17 protein-coding genes and 1 tRNA gene are annotated in these 18,902 nt (G+C 68.2%); 7 read left to right on the top strand and 11 right to left on the bottom strand.

From position 1 onward, the window contains the following. Positions 1 to 23: 23 nt before the first annotated feature. Entirely contained in the window at positions 24 to 977 is a 954-nt protein-coding gene (locus V9K99_RS07395; RefSeq protein ID WP_337323146.1) for an SMP-30/gluconolactonase/LRE family protein, read from the bottom strand. A gap of 137 nt (positions 978 to 1,114) precedes the next feature. Here V9K99_RS07395 and V9K99_RS07390 point away from each other — a divergent pair, with 137 nt between their 5' ends. Both V9K99_RS07390 and V9K99_RS07385 read left to right on the top strand, forming a co-directional pair. After that, positions 1,115 to 2,302 (top strand): sensor histidine kinase, encoded by a 1,188-nt coding sequence (locus tag V9K99_RS07390; RefSeq protein WP_337323147.1) that lies wholly within the window; start codon positions 1,115 to 1,117, stop codon positions 2,300 to 2,302. Further along, entirely contained in the window at positions 2,299 to 2,919 is a 621-nt protein-coding gene (locus V9K99_RS07385) for a response regulator transcription factor (protein WP_337323148.1), read from the top strand. Before V9K99_RS07390 ends, V9K99_RS07385 begins: the two co-directional genes overlap by 4 nt. Positions 2,920 to 2,951: 32 nt before the next feature. Here V9K99_RS07385 and V9K99_RS07380 read toward each other — a convergent pair whose 3' ends face one another. The 5 genes from V9K99_RS07380 to V9K99_RS07360 all read right to left on the bottom strand — a co-directional run bounded on the left by V9K99_RS07380 (position 2,952) and on the right by V9K99_RS07360 (position 6,451). After that, positions 2,952 to 3,731: a hypothetical protein gene (locus V9K99_RS07380; RefSeq protein WP_337323149.1), complete on the bottom strand. Its 780-nt coding sequence runs from the start codon at positions 3,729 to 3,731 to the stop codon at positions 2,952 to 2,954. Positions 3,732 to 3,748: 17 nt separating this feature from the next. After that, the gene (locus V9K99_RS07375) at positions 3,749 to 4,240 is read right to left on the bottom strand and encodes a SigE family RNA polymerase sigma factor (protein WP_337323150.1); all 492 of its coding nucleotides are present in this window, start codon (positions 4,238 to 4,240) and stop codon (positions 3,749 to 3,751) included. Between the two features lie 379 nt (positions 4,241 to 4,619). Further along, positions 4,620 to 4,692: transfer RNA gene (locus tag V9K99_RS07370), tRNA-His, on the bottom strand. A 31-nt stretch (positions 4,693 to 4,723) separates the two neighbouring features. Next, positions 4,724 to 5,371, bottom strand: coding sequence for an oligoribonuclease (orn, locus tag V9K99_RS07365; protein ID WP_337323151.1), 648 nt, complete (start codon positions 5,369 to 5,371; stop codon positions 4,724 to 4,726). A gap of 171 nt (positions 5,372 to 5,542) precedes the next feature. Further along, positions 5,543 to 6,451: a class I SAM-dependent methyltransferase gene (locus V9K99_RS07360; RefSeq protein WP_337323152.1), complete on the bottom strand. Its 909-nt coding sequence runs from the start codon at positions 6,449 to 6,451 to the stop codon at positions 5,543 to 5,545. A gap of 203 nt (positions 6,452 to 6,654) precedes the next feature. Here V9K99_RS07360 and V9K99_RS07355 point away from each other — a divergent pair, with 203 nt between their 5' ends. From V9K99_RS07355 to V9K99_RS07345, 3 genes are read left to right on the top strand one after another with little or no spacing between them, the layout of a single operon-like run. Next, positions 6,655 to 9,858, top strand: a complete 3,204-nt coding sequence (locus V9K99_RS07355) for a tetratricopeptide repeat protein (protein WP_337323153.1) — start codon at positions 6,655 to 6,657, stop codon at positions 9,856 to 9,858. A 33-nt stretch (positions 9,859 to 9,891) separates the two neighbouring features. After that, complete coding sequence (locus V9K99_RS07350; protein WP_337323154.1) at positions 9,892 to 10,305, top strand: M23 family metallopeptidase; 414 nt, start codon at positions 9,892 to 9,894, stop codon at positions 10,303 to 10,305. Beyond that, positions 10,302 to 10,781: a GNAT family N-acetyltransferase gene (locus tag V9K99_RS07345; protein WP_337323155.1), complete on the top strand. Its 480-nt coding sequence runs from the start codon at positions 10,302 to 10,304 to the stop codon at positions 10,779 to 10,781. The genes V9K99_RS07350 and V9K99_RS07345 overlap by 4 nt, the downstream gene beginning before the upstream one ends. A 46-nt stretch (positions 10,782 to 10,827) precedes the next feature. Here the strand turns inward: V9K99_RS07345 and V9K99_RS07340 are convergent, their stop codons facing one another. Beyond that, positions 10,828 to 11,031, bottom strand: a complete 204-nt coding sequence (locus V9K99_RS07340; RefSeq protein ID WP_132207650.1) for a cold-shock protein — start codon at positions 11,029 to 11,031, stop codon at positions 10,828 to 10,830. A gap of 339 nt (positions 11,032 to 11,370) precedes the next feature. Here V9K99_RS07340 and V9K99_RS07335 point away from each other — a divergent pair, with 339 nt between their 5' ends. Beyond that, positions 11,371 to 12,375: a 2-dehydropantoate 2-reductase gene (locus V9K99_RS07335; protein WP_337323156.1), complete on the top strand. Its 1,005-nt coding sequence runs from the start codon at positions 11,371 to 11,373 to the stop codon at positions 12,373 to 12,375. Between the two features lie 218 nt (positions 12,376 to 12,593). Here the strand turns inward: V9K99_RS07335 and V9K99_RS07330 are convergent, their stop codons facing one another. The 4 genes from V9K99_RS07330 to V9K99_RS07315 form a co-directional block, all read right to left on the bottom strand. Continuing rightward, complete coding sequence (locus V9K99_RS07330; RefSeq protein ID WP_337323157.1) at positions 12,594 to 14,342, bottom strand: glycoside hydrolase family 35 protein; 1,749 nt, start codon at positions 14,340 to 14,342, stop codon at positions 12,594 to 12,596. Between the two features lie 71 nt (positions 14,343 to 14,413). Next, complete coding sequence (locus tag V9K99_RS07325; RefSeq protein WP_337336375.1) at positions 14,414 to 15,778, bottom strand: ABC transporter substrate-binding protein; 1,365 nt, start codon at positions 15,776 to 15,778, stop codon at positions 14,414 to 14,416. Further along, positions 15,775 to 16,581, bottom strand: coding sequence for a carbohydrate ABC transporter permease (locus V9K99_RS07320; RefSeq protein WP_337323395.1), 807 nt, complete (start codon positions 16,579 to 16,581; stop codon positions 15,775 to 15,777). The genes V9K99_RS07325 and V9K99_RS07320 overlap by 4 nt, the downstream gene beginning before the upstream one ends. A gap of 226 nt (positions 16,582 to 16,807) precedes the next feature. Further along, positions 16,808 to 17,737, bottom strand: a complete 930-nt coding sequence (locus tag V9K99_RS07315; protein WP_337323159.1) for a carbohydrate ABC transporter permease — start codon at positions 17,735 to 17,737, stop codon at positions 16,808 to 16,810. A gap of 129 nt (positions 17,738 to 17,866) precedes the next feature. Between V9K99_RS07315 and V9K99_RS07310 the strand changes: the two genes are divergently transcribed. Further along, positions 17,867 to 18,901, top strand: coding sequence for a LacI family DNA-binding transcriptional regulator (locus tag V9K99_RS07310; RefSeq protein ID WP_337323160.1), 1,035 nt, complete (start codon positions 17,867 to 17,869; stop codon positions 18,899 to 18,901). Position 18,902: the final 1 nt, after the last annotated feature.

Genomic DNA, 18,902 nt, shown 5'->3' with positions numbered 1-18,902 from the left:
GGCAGCCAGGGCGATGAGCCGGGTCATCCGCGTGGCGGGGTCTGAGCGACGACCTGGTACGGCGGTACGGCGACTGGCTCGTCGAACTTGCTGTCAACGAGCAGCAGCCTGCCCTGCGCCAGCTTCGCGGTAGTGAACACCCGGGTCGGGTCAGTAGCGACCGCAGAGACCAGCGACGCCGTACTGCCGTCGTCCGACAGCCGCAGCGTGCTCAGCACCCTGGAGAAGTTCCGCACCACCCAGAGCAGGTCACCGTCCCGCACGAGACCATCCGCGTTGACCAGATCCGCAGTACCCGTGTCGACCCGCGAGACAGCCCCAGTCTCCAAGTCGAACCGCCACAGCTTGCCGACGTTGCCCTGGGCGACGACCAGCGCCCGGCGGTCCGGCGACAGCACGATGCCACCGAGGTTGAACCCGGTCTGGGTCGGGATCGACGCAGTGGCGTCCACCCAGGTCCGGACGGTCCACTGGCCGTGCTGCTCGGTCACCCGGAACACCTGCGGCGCGTTGGAGTTGGTGAAGTACGCCGCTCCGTCAGAGCCGATCACCACGTCGTTGAGGAACGCGTTGGCCACTCCGGTGCGCAGAGCCGCCAGCAGCCGGCCGGAGCTGTCGTACACCCACAGGTCGGGAGCACCGGGGTGATCGATGCCGTTCGGGCCACCGGCGACGTACACCCGTCCCCGCGAGTCGACCGTCACGCCGCGGGCGGTCCAGCGGCCGTCGGTGCCGTCGCCGCGCAACCACTCCGTCGCGGCCGCGGCGCGGAGCTGTCCACGGTGGATCTCACCACCGGTCGTCTCCGACACGTAGAAGTGCTGCGTGCGTACGTCGTACCCGATGCCCTCGAACTTGGACCCGCCGGTGTCACCGGGCAGCTCGTAGCTGGCGGGCCGGGCGGACGCCGTGGGTACGCCGACGCCGAGCAGCACGGCGGACAGCGCCAGGGTCGCAGACAGGGAGCGGACGGACATGAGTACCTCGCTTCGAGAGTGGTGGATGTGTCCAGCCTGCTCCGTGGGTGACGCGGGTACGACGGGCATTCGGGGACGATCGGATAGCCGAACGGATGATTCGGTAGCGGGTCCTTCGGGCCTACCATCGGCTCGACATGACCACTTCACCCACACGGCCCACTGCGCCGGCCTGGGCGGCCGGCATCCTCGGCCGCGCCAACGGGCTGGTGACGGCGCTGCACGCGGCGTTCGTCGTACTCGTGCTGGCGTCTGCCGTGCGCTACCTGTCCGGGCACGGGTTCGGCGACAGGGCGCCGTGGGTGCTCGCCGGGGCCGTGGTCCTGCTGGCGACGTACACGGCGTACCGAGTGCTGCCGGGCCCAGTGTGGCTGGCTCTGCTGGTCGCGGTGTGGTTCGGGCTGGTGCTGGTGGCGCCGTCGTTCGCGTGGTGCGCCGTACCGCTGTCGTTCGTGGCGCTGCGGGTGCTGCCGTTCTGGCCGGCCTGTGCGGTCGTGGCGGGCATGGTCGTGACGACTGTGGTCATGTGGACCCAGATGACCGACCGGCTGGACCCGACGATCGTGCTCGGCCCAGTCTGCGTCGCCGTCCTGGCTGTCAGCGCGTATAGAGCCCTGGAGCGCGACGCACTGGCGCGGCAGGCGTTGTTGGACGACCTGCATGCGGCACAGGGTGACCTGGCCGACGTGCAGCACCAGGCCGGCGTACTGGCTGAGCGGGCGCGGCTGTCGCGAGAGATCCATGACAGCGTCGCTCAGGGCCTGTCCAGCATCAATCTGCTGTTGCAGGCCGCGGAACGCGAGTGGGAGGACCGGCCGGTTGCTGCCCGCGAGCACGCGGCCCAGGCGGCGGCAACCGCCCGCGACGGCTTAGACGAGGTACGACGAGTAGTCCGCGACCTGGCACCAGCGGAGCTCACTACAGACGGCCCAGCGTTGCCTGACGCGCTGCGGCACACGTGTGAGCGTCTGGCAGCGCACAGTGGGGTCGATGTGCAGGTCCAGGTACACGGTACGCCGGTAGCACTCGGTCCGGAGGTGGAGACTGCGTTGCTCCGTACTGCCCGTGGTGCACTGGCCAACGTGCTCGAGCACGCGGCCGCGAGTACTGCCGTGGTCACACTGACCTACCAGCCGGATGCCGTCGTACTAGACGTCCGCGACGACGGACGAGGGCTCGGCACTGCCACACCTGGCCCAGAGCGCGGCCGCGGCCTGGCTGGTATCCGCGAACGGCTCCAAGCACTCGGCGGCACGCTGGTGCTGGAGAGCGAGCCGGGTGAAGGTACGGCGCTTGCAGCCTCAGTACCCCTGGAGCAGTCGTGATTCGGGTAGCGCTGGTCGACGACCACCCTGTGGTGCGTGCTGGGATGCGTGCACTCGTGGACGGCCAGGACGACCTGACTGTGGTCGGAGAGGCGTCTGACGCGCACAGTGCCGAGCAACTGGTCGCGGCTGTGCGTCCGGACGTCGTACTGATGGATCTGAACCTCGGACGCGGACCTGGTGGTGCAGAGGTGACCGCACGGCTGCGTGCCCTGCCGGAACCGCCTCAGGTCTTGGTGCTCACGACGTACGACACCGAGGCAGACATCCTGAGTGCGATCGACGCGGGCGCGTCCGGTTACCTACTGAAGGATGCGCCGCCGGAGGACCTGTTCCGCGCCATCCGCGGGACCGCACGCGGTGAGGTGGTCCTGGCGCCGGCGGTAGCGGCCCGGCTGGTGAAGCGGACCGGGCCGCTCCTCACCGACCGCGAGGTCGAGATCCTCGGCCTCCTCGCCACCGGCCAGTCGAACCGCGAACTCGCCAAACGCCTCTTCGTCAGCGAGGCGACGATCAAGTCCCACCTCTCGCACATCTACACCAAGCTCGAAGTAGACACCCGAGCCGCCGCCGTCGCCCGAGCCATCGAGCAACGCATCATCCGCCCACCGGCCTAGGCCCGGCTGCCGAGTGCAGCCGGGCCCCTGCGCTACTTGGTCTTGCCAATGGCGCCCTTGGAGGGCTTGACCGTGCTGGCGGCCGGGAACTTCCACGTCTTGCTCTCCACGATCGTGGTCAGTTGCGCGGTCGTGAAGAGAGGCTTCGTGCGGGTGTGGGGGGCGCCCTTTTGTGCAGGCGCGTTGTAGCTGGTGATGCCGAGGTGGCGGCCGTCGGGATAGTAGAGGTCGGCGTGGTTGGAGACGACGCCGTCGACGTTGCGGCCTGGCGGGTACTCCGGCGATTCGGTCAACGTGACCAGCACTGAGCCGTCCGCCCGGACCGTGCAGCTACCCGGGTCGAGGCTGGCGCAGCTGGGAGCCTGTGAGCTGCCTTCCACGATCGCCTCGACTCGCGATGCCCCCAGCCCGTCGTTGGCGACGTACGCGACGGCGTTGAAGCCTTCCTTGCCGCCACCCCGTGCCTCCGGCGCGGTCAGAGTCAGTCCTGGCCCCTGGATCAGCGAGCGCAGCGTGGCCAGCGTCTCTTCAGGGGTGACCGGTTTCGCGGTCTGAGCCTTGGCGGACGGTGTCGGCGTCGTACCCGCGACTGCGGCGTCGAATGGGCGGCCGAGCACCTGGGTAGCGCCGACGACGAGACCTGCGGTTGCGAGTACGGCGCCTGCTCCGGTGACCGTGAGGAGCGTCGTACGGCGCTTGCGGAGCCGGAGGCCCTGCTGGACGGTGCGTTCGAGCAGGTCGGTGGACACTGGCTCGAGGTTCTCGGTGGCCCGGTGCATCAGACCGGGCAGGGTGTCGTTGAGGTTGTTCATGGGTTCTCCCGGTGAGGTCAGTGGACGATCAGTTGGGCGGCACCGTCGCCGAGGACCGCCCGCAGACGGTCGAGGGCGCGGGACGTCCGGGTCGTGATCGCGCTGGCGTTCTTGCCGAGATCGAGCGCGACCTGCTCGACGCTGCGATCTTCGAAGAACCGCAGCACCAGCACAGCCCGATCCAGCGGCGCCAGCTCGGCCAAAGCACTCTGCAGCGACAACCGCAACTCAGGGTCACCAGTCCGCTCGGCCCGCTCCGGCACCTCCGCGGTGGGCCGCTCCGACCAACTCCGCCGCCGGCGCTGGGAGATGAACGTCCGCACCAGCGCGGCCCGCGCATACGCCCCCGGATTGTCGATCCGCTGCCACGTCTTCAGCATGTTCGCGAGCGTGTCCTGCACCAGATCCTCGGCATGATGCCGATCACCCGTCAGCAACCAGGCGGTCCGGTACAACTGTGGAATCCGCGCCCGCGCGAACTCCTCGAAATCCTCCGTCGTAGCCCTCATCGCAGCCTTTCGATCGACGCTCCTGCCTACAAGACGCACCGACCGCCCGCGCAGATCACACCCGGATCAGAAGACCTTCGACAACACCCACACCGAGAACGCCAGAAACCCCACCACAAACGTGACCAGAAGCACGACGCCGTACCCCAACCACAAACTCCCAGAAGACTTCACCGGGCCATCCTGCCAGCCCAACAGACAACCTCAACCACAGGAGCAAAAGCCGAACGACAAGATCAGCCACAGCAGCCGAGCGAAGCGAAGGCGCGGGGGGTGCGGGTGGCGGAGCCCCCGCTCGCGGCGAGCGGAGCGAAGCCGCACAAATGCCGAAGGCGACCCGGTCCGCGCTTTCCGCGGACACAGATCGCCTTCGACTTCGGGTGAGTGACGGGACTCGAACCCGCGACCACCTGGACCACAACCAGGTGCTCTACCAGCTGAGCTACACCCACCATTGCCGGTCTTACTGCGACGGCTGAGCAATCATAGCGATGAAGGCCGATTACCAGAAATCGGGTCGGCGGACGCCCCGTTGCCTGTGTCGGAGACCAGGCTGGCGGCGGCTCGGGCGGTGTCGGAGTCGGGGCCGGGCTGGGGGACGAAGACGGTCTGGCGGTAGTACCTGAGCTCGGCGATGCTCTCGGTGATGTCGGCCAGGGCGCGGTGGTTGCCGGTCTTGGCCGGGGTCGCGTAGTACACCCGCGGATACCAGCGCCGGACCAGCTCCTTGATCGAGCTGACGTCGACGTTGCGGTAGTGCAGGTGCGCCTCGACCCGGGGCATGTCGCGGACCAGGAAGGTCCGGTCGGTGCCGACCGAGTTGCCGGCCAGCGCGGCCTTGCGCGGCTCCTTGACGTATCCGGAGATGAAGTCGAGCACCTGCTGCTCGGCGTCGGCCAGCGGGATCCCGTTCGGCAGTTCGGCGAGCAGCCCGGAGTCGGTGTGCATTTCGCGGACGAAGTCGCCCATCTGCTCCAGCGCGGCCGGGGGTGGCGCGATCACCAGGTCGATCCCGTCACCGAGCACGTTCAGTTCGTAATCGGTGACGAGGACCGCGACCTCGATCAGGGCGTCCGCCGCCAGATCGAGGCCGGTCATCTCGCAGTCGATCCACACCAGCCGGTCGTTCATGGGCACCCACCTTACGGTGACCCGGGGACACCGTCGCGCTCCCCACCTCCGAAGCCGCCGCGTGGCGCGGACTTGCACCACTCACCAAACCCCGCGGACGGCAGGTGTCGAGCGTCGGCTGAGCGTGAGGCACCCGAGTCGTCGGTGGTTGGTGAGTGGTGCAGGTCCGGGTCAGGCAGGTGCGTGGCCGAGGTGGATGCTGCGGACGGACAGTACGGCGAGGTCCGTGCGCCGGCCGAGATAGTGCTCGCTCTCCGGATCCAGCAGCTGTGCCCAGACCGCCAGATCCTCGGGCGAGAGCCACTCCTGCGCCTCGACATGCCCATGACCGTGCCCATGCCCATGCCCATGACCGTGTGTCGGTTCGGCGTCCGGAGTCAGCCAGTCCACCCGGTGCTGGAACTGCGTGATGAGCTGGTCACGCTGCTCAGCCGACAGTGGTGCCGGGGACTCGCTCAGAATGCTCCGAGTGGTCACGTCAATCAGCCCGGCCCGGGTCAGCGCGTCGGTCCAGCCGTATGGCATCGGCACCGTGCCCGGCAACCCGTCACGCATCGCCGCGAAGTACCGGTCCTGCGCCAGGTCCAGCCGCAACTCCAGCCCGGGCTCGCCGATCCCCAGGTCCCACGGCAGGCTCCGCGACGGCAGACCGCCCTCTGCGAGCGCCAGCCGCCCACCCGGTGCCAGCAACGACGCGAGCGCGTCGACGGCCGCCTGCTGGTCCCCTGCGTGATGTACCGAGGCCGACGCCCAGATCAGGTCGGCCGGTGCATCGATTGCCTTGCGCAACGGTTCGGCACCGTCGTCCATCGACGCCAGCTCACACCGGACTGCTCCGGCCGTGTGCTGCCGCGCCTGCTCCAGTACGTCGGGATCCGCGTCGATCGCGACCACCGTCGTACCCGCCGGCATCGCCTCGGCCAGCGCCTTCGCCATCCCGCCGCCGCCGCAGCCGACGTCCACCGCCACCTTGTCGCTGTCCCGGACCAGACTCGCCGCGACCGTCGCGTTCCACTCGGCCTCGTTCGCCGCCGACGCCCGCAGCCGTCCGGCCTCTTCACTCCACTGAATCTCCACCATGCCGCCAGTCTCAGCCCGCCCACCCCAAAATCACACCTCCCGTTGCCGTTCCGGCAAGTGGGGGTGTCCCGGCTGTGTCAGGAGCTTTGCTCACCCCATTCGGGAGATTTTCACGTTCAACCAGGAGATCAGGGCTAACACGGTTGCGGCCCGGTGACACGGGGTGCTGTCCTATTCGAGTCTGGGGAGGAGGTGGGGCGCCGGTGGAATCCGTGGCGGGGACGGTGGGGCGGCCCCGGTTGTCGTCGTTGCTGGACGAGGGCGTCCAGCGGCGGCTGCTGACCGTGGTGGCGGACGCAGGCTTCGGGAAATCGACACTACTGAGTTCTTGGGCGGCCACCCGGCCATGCGCCTGGCACACAGTCCGCGCGGAGGACGCCTCGCTCGCAGCCATGGTGTCCGGTCTGGTCGCCGCACTTCGCCGCCAGGTGCCTGCTCTCGAAGCCATCCCGGCTGAGCTGCAGAGCCCCCGCGGCCCGGATGCCGATGCCGAGCAGCAGACCCGGGCTCTCGCGTACGCCGCTCTCCTCGCCGAGGCCCTGGAGGAGAACCTCAGCGGCGACCTCATCCTCGTCCTGGACGACCTGCATGAGATCGACCCGGATGCTCCCGCGGCCAGACTGATCGAAGGCCTGGTCCGCATCGCACCGTCGAACCTCCACATGGTCGTTGCCTCCCGCACGCACATGCCCTTCGGTATCGACCGTCTCCGGGGCCGCGGTCAGGTGCTGGAGATCGACGCGACCGCTCTGGCGTTCACAGTCCCCGAGACCCTCGCCGTACTGCGGAAGGTCCTTGGTGAAGGCACCGACGACCTCGCTGAGTCGTTGCAGACCGCAGTGCAGGGCTGGCCGGCCGCCGTACGCCTTGCTGTGGAAGCACTGCGGACTGCACCGGCCGACGAGCGTGGCAGCCGGTTACGACGCGCCCTGCGGTCGGACGGCCCGCTGTACGACTACCTCGCCGAGGAGGTCTTCGCAGCAGAGCCTCCAGCGGTACGGCGCTTGGTCGCCGGCGTGGCTGTATTACCGCGGTTCGGGTCCGAGCTGTGTAAGGCAATAGGACTGACAGACAGTGCGGAGACTCTCCAGCAACTCCGGACCAGGGGACTACTCGTCTCGGCCGGTGATGCGGACGGCTACGAGCTCAACCCACTGGTGAGGAACTTCGCCAAGGACAGGCTGGCAGTGGACCCGGAGGAGCTGGCTGAGCTCTCTCTGGAAGCCGGCAAGTGGTTCGAGTCGACAGGCGAGTACCGGGATGCCCTGACCTGCTACCAAGCTGTCGACCCGGCTGCGGCCGCTCGCATGTTGGCCGAGCGAGGCCATGCGATGGTCAGCGGTGGCCTGGCGGAGATCGTGGTCGCTGCGGTCGCCGCACTGCCTGCAGAGCTGCGTGACGCCAGCATGGACCAGTTGGAGGGTGAAGCCCGGCAGGTCCTCGGTGACTGGCAGGGTGCGGTGGAGTGCTTCGACCGGATCATCGAGCCCGCGGGTGAGATCCCGGTCGCTATCGCCTGGCGACTCGGACTCATCCACCACCTACGCGGCCATACGGACGTGGCGATCGCGATGTATCAGCGCGGTCGGATCGACGGGCAGCACCCCACCGACGAGGCATTGCTGCAGGCGTGGTGGGCGGGTGCGCATTGGCTGCGTGGTGAGTTCGAGGAGTGCCGTGCGCTGGTCACCGCTGCGCACGCGACGGCCAAGGTCTCCGGAGACGATGGGGCACTGGCCATCAGCCACACCGTCCGAGCGATGCTCGCGGCGGTCGACAGCGATCCACAGGGCAACTACACCAACTACGTACGAGCGTTGGAGCATGCGGAGCGAGCCGGCGACCTGCTGCAGTCGATCCGCATCCGGGTGAACCGCTCCTCGCACCACGTCGCTGAGGGCGACTACGCGCTGGGTCTGAAGGAGTTGGACGTCGCTCTGGAGCTTGCGGACCGTGCAGGCTTCGCAGTGTTCCGTGCCCTGGCTCTGAACAACCGTGGCGAAGCTCTGCTCAGGCTGGGCCGGTTGGACGAGGCCATCGGTGAACTGGAGGCGTCACGGGCGCTCTACCAGAAGCTGGACTCCAAGCGAGTCGCTCAGCCGCTGTCCATCCTCGGTGAGGTCTACCGCGAGCGTGGTGACCGTGCCATGGCCAGAGCCTGCTTCGAAGAGGCCAAGGCGATTGCCGAGGAGACCAAGGACATGCAGGCCCTCGTGCCTTCGCTGGCCGGTCTCGCTCGAGTGCTGGCCGTCGAGGAGCCGCAGCGCGCCGCCGAGCTGGCCGCCTTGGCTCGGCAGGCAGTTGCCTACGGCCCTGTCCTCGGCCTCTCCGGTGCACTGGTCGCGCTGGGGTGGGTCACCCTGCACGCTGGCAACCAGACCGAGGCGGCGGCCACAGCACAAGAAGCGGCCGCGCTCTGCCGCAAGAGACGCGACCGGGCCGGCCTGGCCGACGCTCTGGAGCTGTACGCGGCGGCAGGCGGCGGCGAGGTGCTGCACGAGGTCCTGAACATCCGCAGCGAGCTCGGCGACCAGTTGGGTCTGGCCCGGGCCGAGTTGATGCTCGCCAAGCGCACGACCGGTGCCGAAAGCCGTGAGCTCGCTCTGCACGCGCACCAGCAGTTCCTGGCCGCGGGAGCGACCCGCTACGCGGCAGCAGCGCTGGCAGCCAGTGACGAGAGTGGCCCGGCTCCCGTCCGGATCGAGTGCCTCGGTGGCTTCCGCGTGCTCCGCGACGGCAAAGCGGTCCAGTTGGGGGAGTGGCCGTCAAAGAAGGCCCGGGATCTGCTGAAGATCCTGGTCGCGCGTCGCTGCCACCCGGTGGCCCGAGTGCAGTTGCTGGACCTGCTCTGGCCGGAGCAGGACGAGTCGGTCGCCTCACCCAGGCTGTCCGTGGCCCTGTCGACCGTGCGGTCCGTGCTCGACCCGGAGAAGAGGTACCCGCCAGACCGCTTCGTCGGCGCCGACCGGGCCACCATCTGGCTCGACGGCGACCAGGCGTCCGTGGACGTCGAGCGCTTCCTGCACGACGCCCGGGAGGGTCTCAACACGAGCGATCTGCGGTTGCTCCGCGCGGCAGAGGCGGCGTACAGCGGGGACTTCCTGGAAGAGGACGTGTACGCCGACTGGGCCGCCGGGATGCGTGAGGAGGCCCGGGCGCTCTATGTCCGAGTGGCGCGGGTGCTGGCCGAGCGGGGTCGCCGTGACCCCGATGCGGCGGCCGGATACCTGCTCAGGATCCTCCAGCGGGACCAGTACGACGAGCGCGCCCATCTGGGCCTGGTGTCGGCGTTCCAGGCGAGTGGTGCCCACGGCGAAGCGCGTCGGGCGTACCGCACCTACGTGCAGCGGATGGCCGAGCTGGAGGTCGAGCCGGCCCCGTATCCGGCGGTGCCGGCCCGGCTTTAAGGATTTCTGAAGGTGCGGTCGCACCATCTGACCATGGCAGCGCCGGTGCACAACCCAGTGGTGGTTCGCGAGTTCGGTCTGGCGGGTCAACCCGGTCGCGACTACCGCACCGAACCAGGTACGCCCGTCAGGGCGACTCTGGCCGGTGTGGTGGTCCAGGTCGAGGCCGGGCGGGTCGTGGTCGAGTCGAACGCGATCTGGCATGTCTACGACCAGCTGTCTGAGCTCACGGTCAGCCAGGGGGAGACCGTGGAGACCGGGGATCTGCTGGGGGTCGCGGCTGGTGCACAGCTGCGGTACGAGGAGCGGGTCGCGCCGTACGGGGTGGGGGACCAGCGGAGTCCTCAGTTCGACCTGCACACGAATGCCCGGATGCGGATGGTGGCGCAGGGCGGGTCGGTCGAGGAGGGAGCGACCGAGCCGTCCGGCGCTACCGTTGAGCCGTGATCGCGACCACGTTCCACACCGCCCGGCTCGTCATGCTCCCGTTGCAGGTCGAGTACGCCGCGGAGATGGCCAAGGTCCTCGCCGACCCGAACCTCTATACGTTCACGGGCGGCGAGCCACCCACCGTGGACGGGCTGGAGAACCGCTACCGTCGTCAGCTCGCCGGATCGGGTCGTGACGACGAGCACTGGCTCAACTGGGTGATCCAGTACGACGGCCAGCTCGTCGGCTACGTGCAGTCGACCGTCACCGGCAGTACGGCGGAGATCGCGTGGGTCGTGGGCACCGACTGGCAGGGCCGCGGCTACGCGAAAGAGGCCGCGCTAGGCCTGGTCTCCTGGCTGAACGAACAGGGCGTCGAGCGGATCATCGCCCACGTCCACCCCGACCACGCCGCGTCAGCAGCCGTCACCACCGCCGCAGGCCTCACCCGCACCGACCAGCTCGAAGACGGCGAGTACCTCTGGACCACATGACAACAGGCCCGGCCCCCTGAGGGGACCGGGCCTGTCGAAGTGAGGCTCAGACCGGGCGGACGTTCTCCGCCTGCAGGCCCTTGGGGCCCTGGGCTACGTCGAACTCGACCTTCTGGTTCTCCTCGAGCGACCGGAAACCGTCGGTCGCGATCGCCGAGTAGTGCACGAAGACGTCGGCGCCGCCGCTGTCCTGGGTGATGAAGCCGAAGCCCTTCTCACCGTTGAACCACTTCACTGTTCCGCTGGCCATGCTGTACTCCCTTGTGGGCCCATGATGGGCACGGGTCGGGCCCGACGGGTGCCGGCGCCCGGGTTGCCGCAACGAGCCCTCTCACAACAGACCTAGGCCTGGAATGAGAAAACGCCCGGCGGATTACAATCCGCGGGCGCTTCGCAACGAACGTGGAACTGCAAAAACTGCAACCACGAAGACCCTAGCACGCTCAGCAGACCATCAACCACTCGTCACCACGCTGTGTCGTCGCGTGTCCGGAAACTGGCGAGCGCTTGCCGAGAGTGTGATCTTGACCGCATTCAGGCTCCCGCCTACTGTATCCCGTATACCAAGCCCCTCCGGAAGGTGGGACACATGAAGGTAGCTGTTCTCGGCGCCGGTGCGATCGGTGCCTACGTCGGCGCGGCCCTGCACCGCGGCGGCACCGAGGTCCACCTGATCGCCCGCGGCGCCCATCTGGACGCGATCCGCTCCGGCGGCGTCCAGGTCCTCAGTCCGCGCGGCGATTTCGAGGCCCGTACGCCGGCCACCGACGACCCGGCCGAGGTCGGCCCGGTCGACTACGTCTTCCTGGGATTGAAGGCCAACTCCTATGCCACCGCCGGCCCGTTGATCCAGCCGTTGCTGCACGACGAGACCGTCGTCGTCGCGGCGCAGAACGGCATCCCGTGGTGGTATTTCCACGGTCTCAAGGGCCCGTACGAGGGCCGCCGGATCGAGTCGGTCGACCCCGGCGGGTCGGTGACCGAGGTGCTGCGGCTCGACCGGGCCGTCGGCTGTGTCGTGTACTGCTCGACCGAGCTCGAGGGACCGGGCGTCGTACGCCATCTGGAAGGCACCCGCTTCTCGATCGGCGAGCCGGCCGGCGGCATCTCGGACCGGTGTGTGGCCTTCAGCGAGGCGATGATCGCCGGCGGGCTGAAGTGCCCGGTGGAGGAGGACATCCGCAAGGACATCTGGATCAAGCTCCTCGGCAACGCGGCGTTCAACCCGATCAGTGCCCTGGCCCGGGCGACGATGGTGGAGATCGCCACTCACGAGGGCACCCGGGCGATGGTCCGGCTGATGATGGAGGAGTCGCTGGAGATCGCGGCCGCACTCGGCTGCCATCCGGACATCTCGGTGGACAAGCGGATCAACGGCGCCGAACGGGTCGGCGAGCACAAGACGTCCATGCTCCAGGACCTGGAGAAGGACAAGCCGCTCGAGCTCGACGTGATCCTCGCCGCCGTCGTCGAACTGGCCGACCTGACCGGTACGCCGGCCCCGACCCTGCGCGCCGTCCACGCAGTCGCCGACCTGCTGGCCACCAAGGTCGGCATGGCCCACGCGCCGACCCCAGCGCCGGCGCCCTCATAAAAGCCAGGTGGGTCCGACCACAGCGACGTCGGACCCACCTGTTCCACCCTGACTCGCCAGTGAAGCCACCGTGCCCTAGGGCCCTCACCTCATCGAGTGAAATAAGTCGGTGGTTGGAACGCGCTTGCCAGCAGCAAAGTCGTCACACTCGATGATCGTGAGCACGGTGGCTTCAGTGGCGGGGTGGGGAGGTGGGCACGGTGGCTTCAGTGGCGGGGTTAGAGCTCGCGCGGGCCTAGGGACAACTCGGCGACGAAGTGGGCGACCGGGTCGGCCATTACGTCGAGTTCCAGTACGACGAGTTCGTTGCGGCCCGGTCGCAGTACCGGACCCGGCACGTAGAGCGTCTCCTGCGGACCGCGGCGCCAGTAGCGGCCGAGGCAGAAGCCGTTGACCCAGGCGAGGCCCTTGCCCCAGGCAACGGTGGAGAGGAAGTGGTCGACCGGCTCGGCGACGTCGAATCCGGCCCGCCATGCCGTGGGTCCGACACCAGGGGCATCCGGCGTCAGGCCCACGGAGTCCCACAGCTGCGGTACGCCATCGAGGTCGATCGCGCAGGCAGACCAGTCGGTCAGCTCCACGGCGCCGAGCTGGACCGGGCCGATCAAGCCCTTGGGCTCGCCGATGCGCTTCCCGTAGTTGACCCGGCCCTGATCCTCGACGACTATCTCGAGCCGACCGCGTCCACGCGGCACCATTAGCGCCCGATCGTGCCGTTCCCGATCGAGGACGCCGATCGGATCGCCGTCGAGGAACACGTACGCCCGGTCCCGCACCTCGTCGACACTCAGCAGCGCCGGACCGTCGACGTCGATCGAGGTGGCGAAGACAGCCAGGCGCGCATCCAGCGAGTCGAGCGTCGGCATGACCTCGTGCTGCGAGGACACACCCCAGGCCGACGGGTCCGCGAGCAGCCGGATCGGCGAGCCCAGCGCTGCGGAGGTCTCCGGCGCCGCCGCCCCCGACGCCGGGACAACGTCGGGGACCGGCGCGTACCGGGAGATGACCTCCCGGAAGGCGTGGAACTTCGCTGTCGGGTTCCCCGCCTCGTCCAAGGGGGCGTCATAGTCGTACGACGTGATGGTCGGCCGGTAGACGCCCTTGTCGTTGGCCCCACTGGTCAGCCCGAAGTTCGTGCCGCCGTGGACCATGTAGATGTTCACCGACGCACCCGCCGCGAGCAGCGCGTCCAGCTCGGCGGCAGCCTCGGCGACACTGGTCGTGTGGTGCGGTCCGCCCCAGTGGTCGAACCAGCCGTCCCAGAACTCCATGCACATCAGCGGCCCGGTCGGCTGATGCTTCCGCAGCGTCGCCAGCCGCTCATCGGCCCGCGATCCGAAGGACCCGGTCCGCAGTACGCCGTCCAGTCCGCCGGCCGCGAGCATCGCGTCGACCGGCTGATCGACCGTCACCAGCGGCACCGTGATTCCGGCGCCACGGATGATCTCGGCCACTGACTTCAGATAAGTCTGGTCGTCGGCGAAAGCGCCGTACTCGTTCTCGACCTGGACCAGCAGCACCGGTCCGCCCTGGTCCACCTGAAGCGGCGTGAGGATCCGCAGTACCTGCTCCAGATATTCGCGAACGGCCGCCATGAACTGCGGTTCGTAGCGGCGGACGCCCATCCCCGGCGTACGGAACAGCCAGGCCGGGAGGCCGCCGTTGTCCCACTCGGCGCAGATGTACGGACCCGGGCGGACGATCGCGTACAGGCCGGCGTCCGCGATCTCCCGGAGGAAACGCTCGAGGTCGAGCATGCCGGAGGTGTCGAAGACACCCGGCTGTGGGCTGTGGGCGTTCCACGGCACGTAGGTCTCGATGGTGTTGAGGCCCATCAAGCGGGCCTTCTCGATCCGGTCCGCCCAGGTGTCCGGGTGCATCCGGAAGTAATGCAGCGCGCCGGACAGGATCCGGAAGGGCTTTCCGTCGAGCAGGAAGTCGGACTCACCGATCGCGAACTCGGTCATCTCACTCTTTTCAAGACAAGAAAGATGGCAGCGGCCGGGCCGGATCCCGGCCGCTGCCAGCGTGTGGAGTACTAGCCGTTGACCTGGAAACCCTGCTGGTTGCCGTAGGCAACCAGAGCGTCCTGCCAGGCCTTCAGGCCGGTGTTCAGATCGGACTTGGACTGGTACGACTTACCAACCGTGTCACCGTAGATGCTGTTGGCGTACAGCTCGTACGGCAGGTAGCTCCAGCCCTTGACGACCGAGTCGGCCGCACCGGTGAGCACCTGGTTGATCTTCTGCCCGCCGAAGTAGGCGCTCGCCTTGTCGACGAAGGCCGGGTCCTTCAGGTCCGCCGTGGTGGCCGGGAAGCCGCCGCTGGCCAGGAACGGCTTGACGCCCTCGTCGTGGTTCAGCCACCGGACGAACGCCGCGGCCAGCGCCGGGTTGGCGCTCTGCTTCAGCACGGACTCGGTGCTGCCGCCGTTCTCCGCGGTCGCCGGCTGGCCGTCGTACGTCGGCATCGGGGCAACCGCCCACTTGCCAGCGCCGGCCTTGACCGAAGCCTCCATCACACCCGGCATCCAGGCGCCGGTAGGCAGGGTGGCGATGGTGCCGTCGCCGAGGGCCTTGAACCACTCGTCGGTCCAGCCGGGGATCTGCGAGACCAGGCCGCCCTCGACCAGCTGGTTCCAGGTCGAGGTCCACTTCTTGGAGCCGTCGTCCTGCAGGTTGATGGTGATGTTCTTGCCGTCGGTCTTGAACGGCTGACCGCCGGCCTGCCAGATCATGCTGGTGGTGAAGCCGGCGTCACCGGAGTCGTTGGTGATGTAGGACTTCGGGTTGGCCGCGTGCAGCTTCTTCGCCGCGGCGATGTACTCGTCCCAGGTCTTCGGTACGGCGATCCCGTACTTGTCGAAGACCTCCTTGTTGTAGAACAGCGCCATCGGTCCGGAGTCCTGCGGCAGACCGTAGAGACCGCTGCCGGCGTGGACGGCGGCCCAGGTCGAGGCCGTGTAGGCGGACTCGTACTGGCTGAAGCCGTACTGGTTCAGGTCGACCAGCGAGCCGGGCAGCGCGAACTGCGGCAGCGCCTGGTACTCGATCTGCGCGACGTCCGGCGCACCTGAACCGGCCTTGATCGCGTTCTGCAGCTTGGTGTAGTGGTCGTTGCCGGTACCGGCGTTGACCAGGTTCACCTTGACGTTCGGGTACTGCTTCTGGAACGCCGCGACCTGAGCCTCGGCCGACGGGGTCCAGCTCCAGTAGGTGATCGTCCCGCCCGCCTTGAGCGCGGCGTCGACCGCGTCGACGGAGCCCGTGGTCGCGCTGCCGCTGCTGCCGGCGGAGCTGTCCGATCCGCCGCACGCGGCCACGACCGCGAGGGCCGTGAGAGCGGCCCCGGCAACCACCAGGTGCCGGATGCGCCGATGTGCCTTCATGGTGTTCCCTTTCACTTGACACTCCCTGCGGAGAGGCCCGACTGCCAGAACCGCTGAAGAAGGAGGAAGGCGACCACCAGGGGCACGATCGTCAGCAACGATCCGGTGATCACCAGGTTGTAGATGGGGCGGGCACCCACGCCGGTCGCTTGGTTGCTCCACTGGGTGAGCCCGACCGTGAGTGGGTAGAGGTTGGGTTTGCTGAGCATGATCAGCGGGAGGAAGTAGTTGTTCCAGGTCGACACCACCGCGAACAGCAGGGTGGTGACGATGCCGGGGGCAAGCAGTCGCAGCGCGACGGTGAAGAAGATCCGGACCTCGCCGGCCCCGTCGATCCGGGCCGCCTCGAGCAGTTCCACCGGTACGGCGTCGGTCGCGTAGACCCACATCAAGTACAGGCCGAACGGGCTGACCAAAGACGGGATGATGATCGCCCACACGGTGTTGGTCAGGCCGAGGTTCGAGAACATCAGGAACGTCGGCACCGCGAGCGCCGTCCCCGGTACGGCGACCGCACCCAGGAGCACCGCGAACACCGCGCGCCGGCCGGCGAACTTGTACTTCGCCAGGCCGTAGCCGGCCGCGGTGGCGAGCAGCGTCGCACCGCCGGCACCGACGACGACGTACAGCACCGTGTTGCCGAGCCAGCGCAGGAAGATGCCGTCGTTGTAGGTCAGCGTGTCCTTGATGTTGGTGAACAACGCGAAGCTCTTGCCGAACCACAGGCCCGGGCTGGAGAGCAGGTCGTTCTGCGTCTTGGTCGCGCTGATCAGCAACCAGAGCAGCGGAACCAGGGTGTAGATCAGGTAGAGGACCATCACCCCGGTCAGCAGCGGCGACCGCTTCGGCCGCAACGGCGACGTCCGGGTCTTCTTCGCGGCCCGCGTCGTGCTCGCGACGCGGGGTGCTTCAGCTGTCGTGGTCATGGGGCCTCCCGGCCTGGACTGAGGAGCGCAGGGAGCGAAGCGACTGAAGTGACGAGGGAAGGCTGGGAGCCAAGGCCCCATGACCCTGCCGGCGCCGAAGGCCCGGCCAAAAGCAGAGTCACAGTGCCTCCCGGGAGCCGCGGAGTTGGACGACGTACGCGATGATCGCGGTGATGACGCCCATCACGATCGCGATCGTGGCGGAGTAGTTGAACTGCTGGCCGGCGAAGGACAGGTTGTAGGCGTACATGTTCGGCGTGTAGTACGTGGTGATCACGTTCGGCGCCAGCGTGCGCAGGATGTTCGGCTCGTTGAACAGCTGGAAACTGCCGATGATCGAAAAGATGGTGGCGATCACGATCGCGCCGCGCAGCGCCGGCAGCTTCACCGCCCGGATGGTCCGGAACGTCCCGGCCCCGTCGATCGCGGCCGCCTCGTACAGCTCACCAGGAACCGTGCGCAACGCCGAGTAGAAGATCAGCATGTTGTAGCCGACGAACTCCCAGGTGACGATGTTGGCGATCGACGGCAGCATCCAGGTGCCGCTCAGCGGCTGGATGGACGTCGTACCGAACAACTCGTTCAGGTCGGCGGCCAGGCCGAAGTTGTTGCCGTAGATGTAGCCCCACATCAGCACCGCGACCACACCCGGTACGGCGTACGGGAGGAAGATCACGATCCGGAAGAAGCCGGCCGCGTGCAGCCGGAGACTGTCGATCGCCAGCGCGGCCAGCAGCGCCAGGATCAGCATCACCGGCACCTGGACGATCAGGAACACCAGGACCCGGCCGAAGGAGTCCCAGAACTTCGAGTCCTGGATCGCGTCGGCGTAGTTGTCCAGGCCGACGAACACGTTGCCGCCGAAGAACGCCTGCTCGCGGAACAGGCTCAGATAGATCGCGTACCCGATCGGGGCCAGGAAGGTGAGCGCGAACACGGCCAGGAACGGGCCGACGAAGACCCACCCCTTCGCGTCCTTGTGCACCCCTCGCCGCCGAGGGGAGCCGGCCGCCTTGCTGAGTTGACCTTGGGCCACGGACTCCGCCATCTGCCCGTCGACCTCCTCTCGCTTCCCGCGTCACCCGACGCGCCCGATGTTGACGTCAACATCGTCGGCGTGACGGTAGCGTGTTTACGTCAACATGTCTACACTGCGGACACAAGCGAGGAGGACCCGATGTCAACGGAGGAGACGCCGGTACGGCGGCGGCGCGGCCCGTCCATGGCGGACGTCGCCCGGCTGGCCGGGGTGTCCGGGCAGACGGTGTCCCGCGTCGCGAACGAACGGCACAACGTGGACTCGGCCACCCGGGACCGGGTCCAGGCCGCCATGCGCGAGCTCGGCTACCGGCCGAACAGCGCCGCCCGGGCGTTGCGCAACGGGCAGTTCCGCAGCATCGGCGTGATCGTCTTCGAGCTCTCCAGCTTCGGTACGACGCGCACCCTCGACGCGGTCGCCGCGGCGGCCACCATCAGCGGCTACGCGATCAACCTGCTGCCGGTCCTGGACGTCAACCAGCGCGCGGTGACGAACGCCTTCAGCCGGCTGGGGGAGCAGGCGGTCGACGGTGTGATCATCCTGATCGAGGCGCACACCCTGGACGAGGCCGGCGTAGCGCTGCCCGAGGGACTGCCGGTCGTCGTGGTCGACTCCAGCGCCCATTACGACTACCCGATAGTCGACACCAATCAGGCCCAGGGCGCCCGTCTCGCCACCGAGCATCTGCTGGATCTCGGGCACGAGACGGTCTGGCACCTGGGCGGCCCGCCGACGTCGTTCGCCGCGGACCGGCGCCGGCGCTCCTGGGAGCGGACGCTGATGCAGCGGGGGTGTGAGGTCCCACCGGTGCAGGACGGCGACTGGTCACCCGGATCCGGGTACGTAGCCGGCCGCCGCCTGGCCGCGAACCCGGACGTCACCGCGGTGTTCGCCGCGAACGACCAGATGGCGCTCGGGCTCCTGCGCGCGTTGCACGAGGTGGGCCGCGCGGTGCCGGGCGACATCAGCGTGGTCGGCTTCGACGACATGGAGGAAGCCGCCCACTTCTGGCCGCCGCTGACCACGATCCGGCAGAACTTCGCCGACGTCGGCCGGCTCAGCGTCGACGCCCTCATCCGCGAGATCCAAGCCGGCGAACACCACCACGACCCGGTCGCCGTACCCACCAAACTCGTGGTCAGAAGCAGTACGGCGCCGCCGCGCAAGAGCTGAC

The sequence above is a fragment of the Kribbella sp. CCNWLW201 genome (genome assembly GCF_037203805.1).
In the GTDB taxonomy this organism is placed as follows: Bacteria; Actinomycetota; Actinomycetes; order Propionibacteriales; family Kribbellaceae; genus Kribbella.
This window is presented reverse-complemented; position numbering and strand designations above follow the sequence as displayed.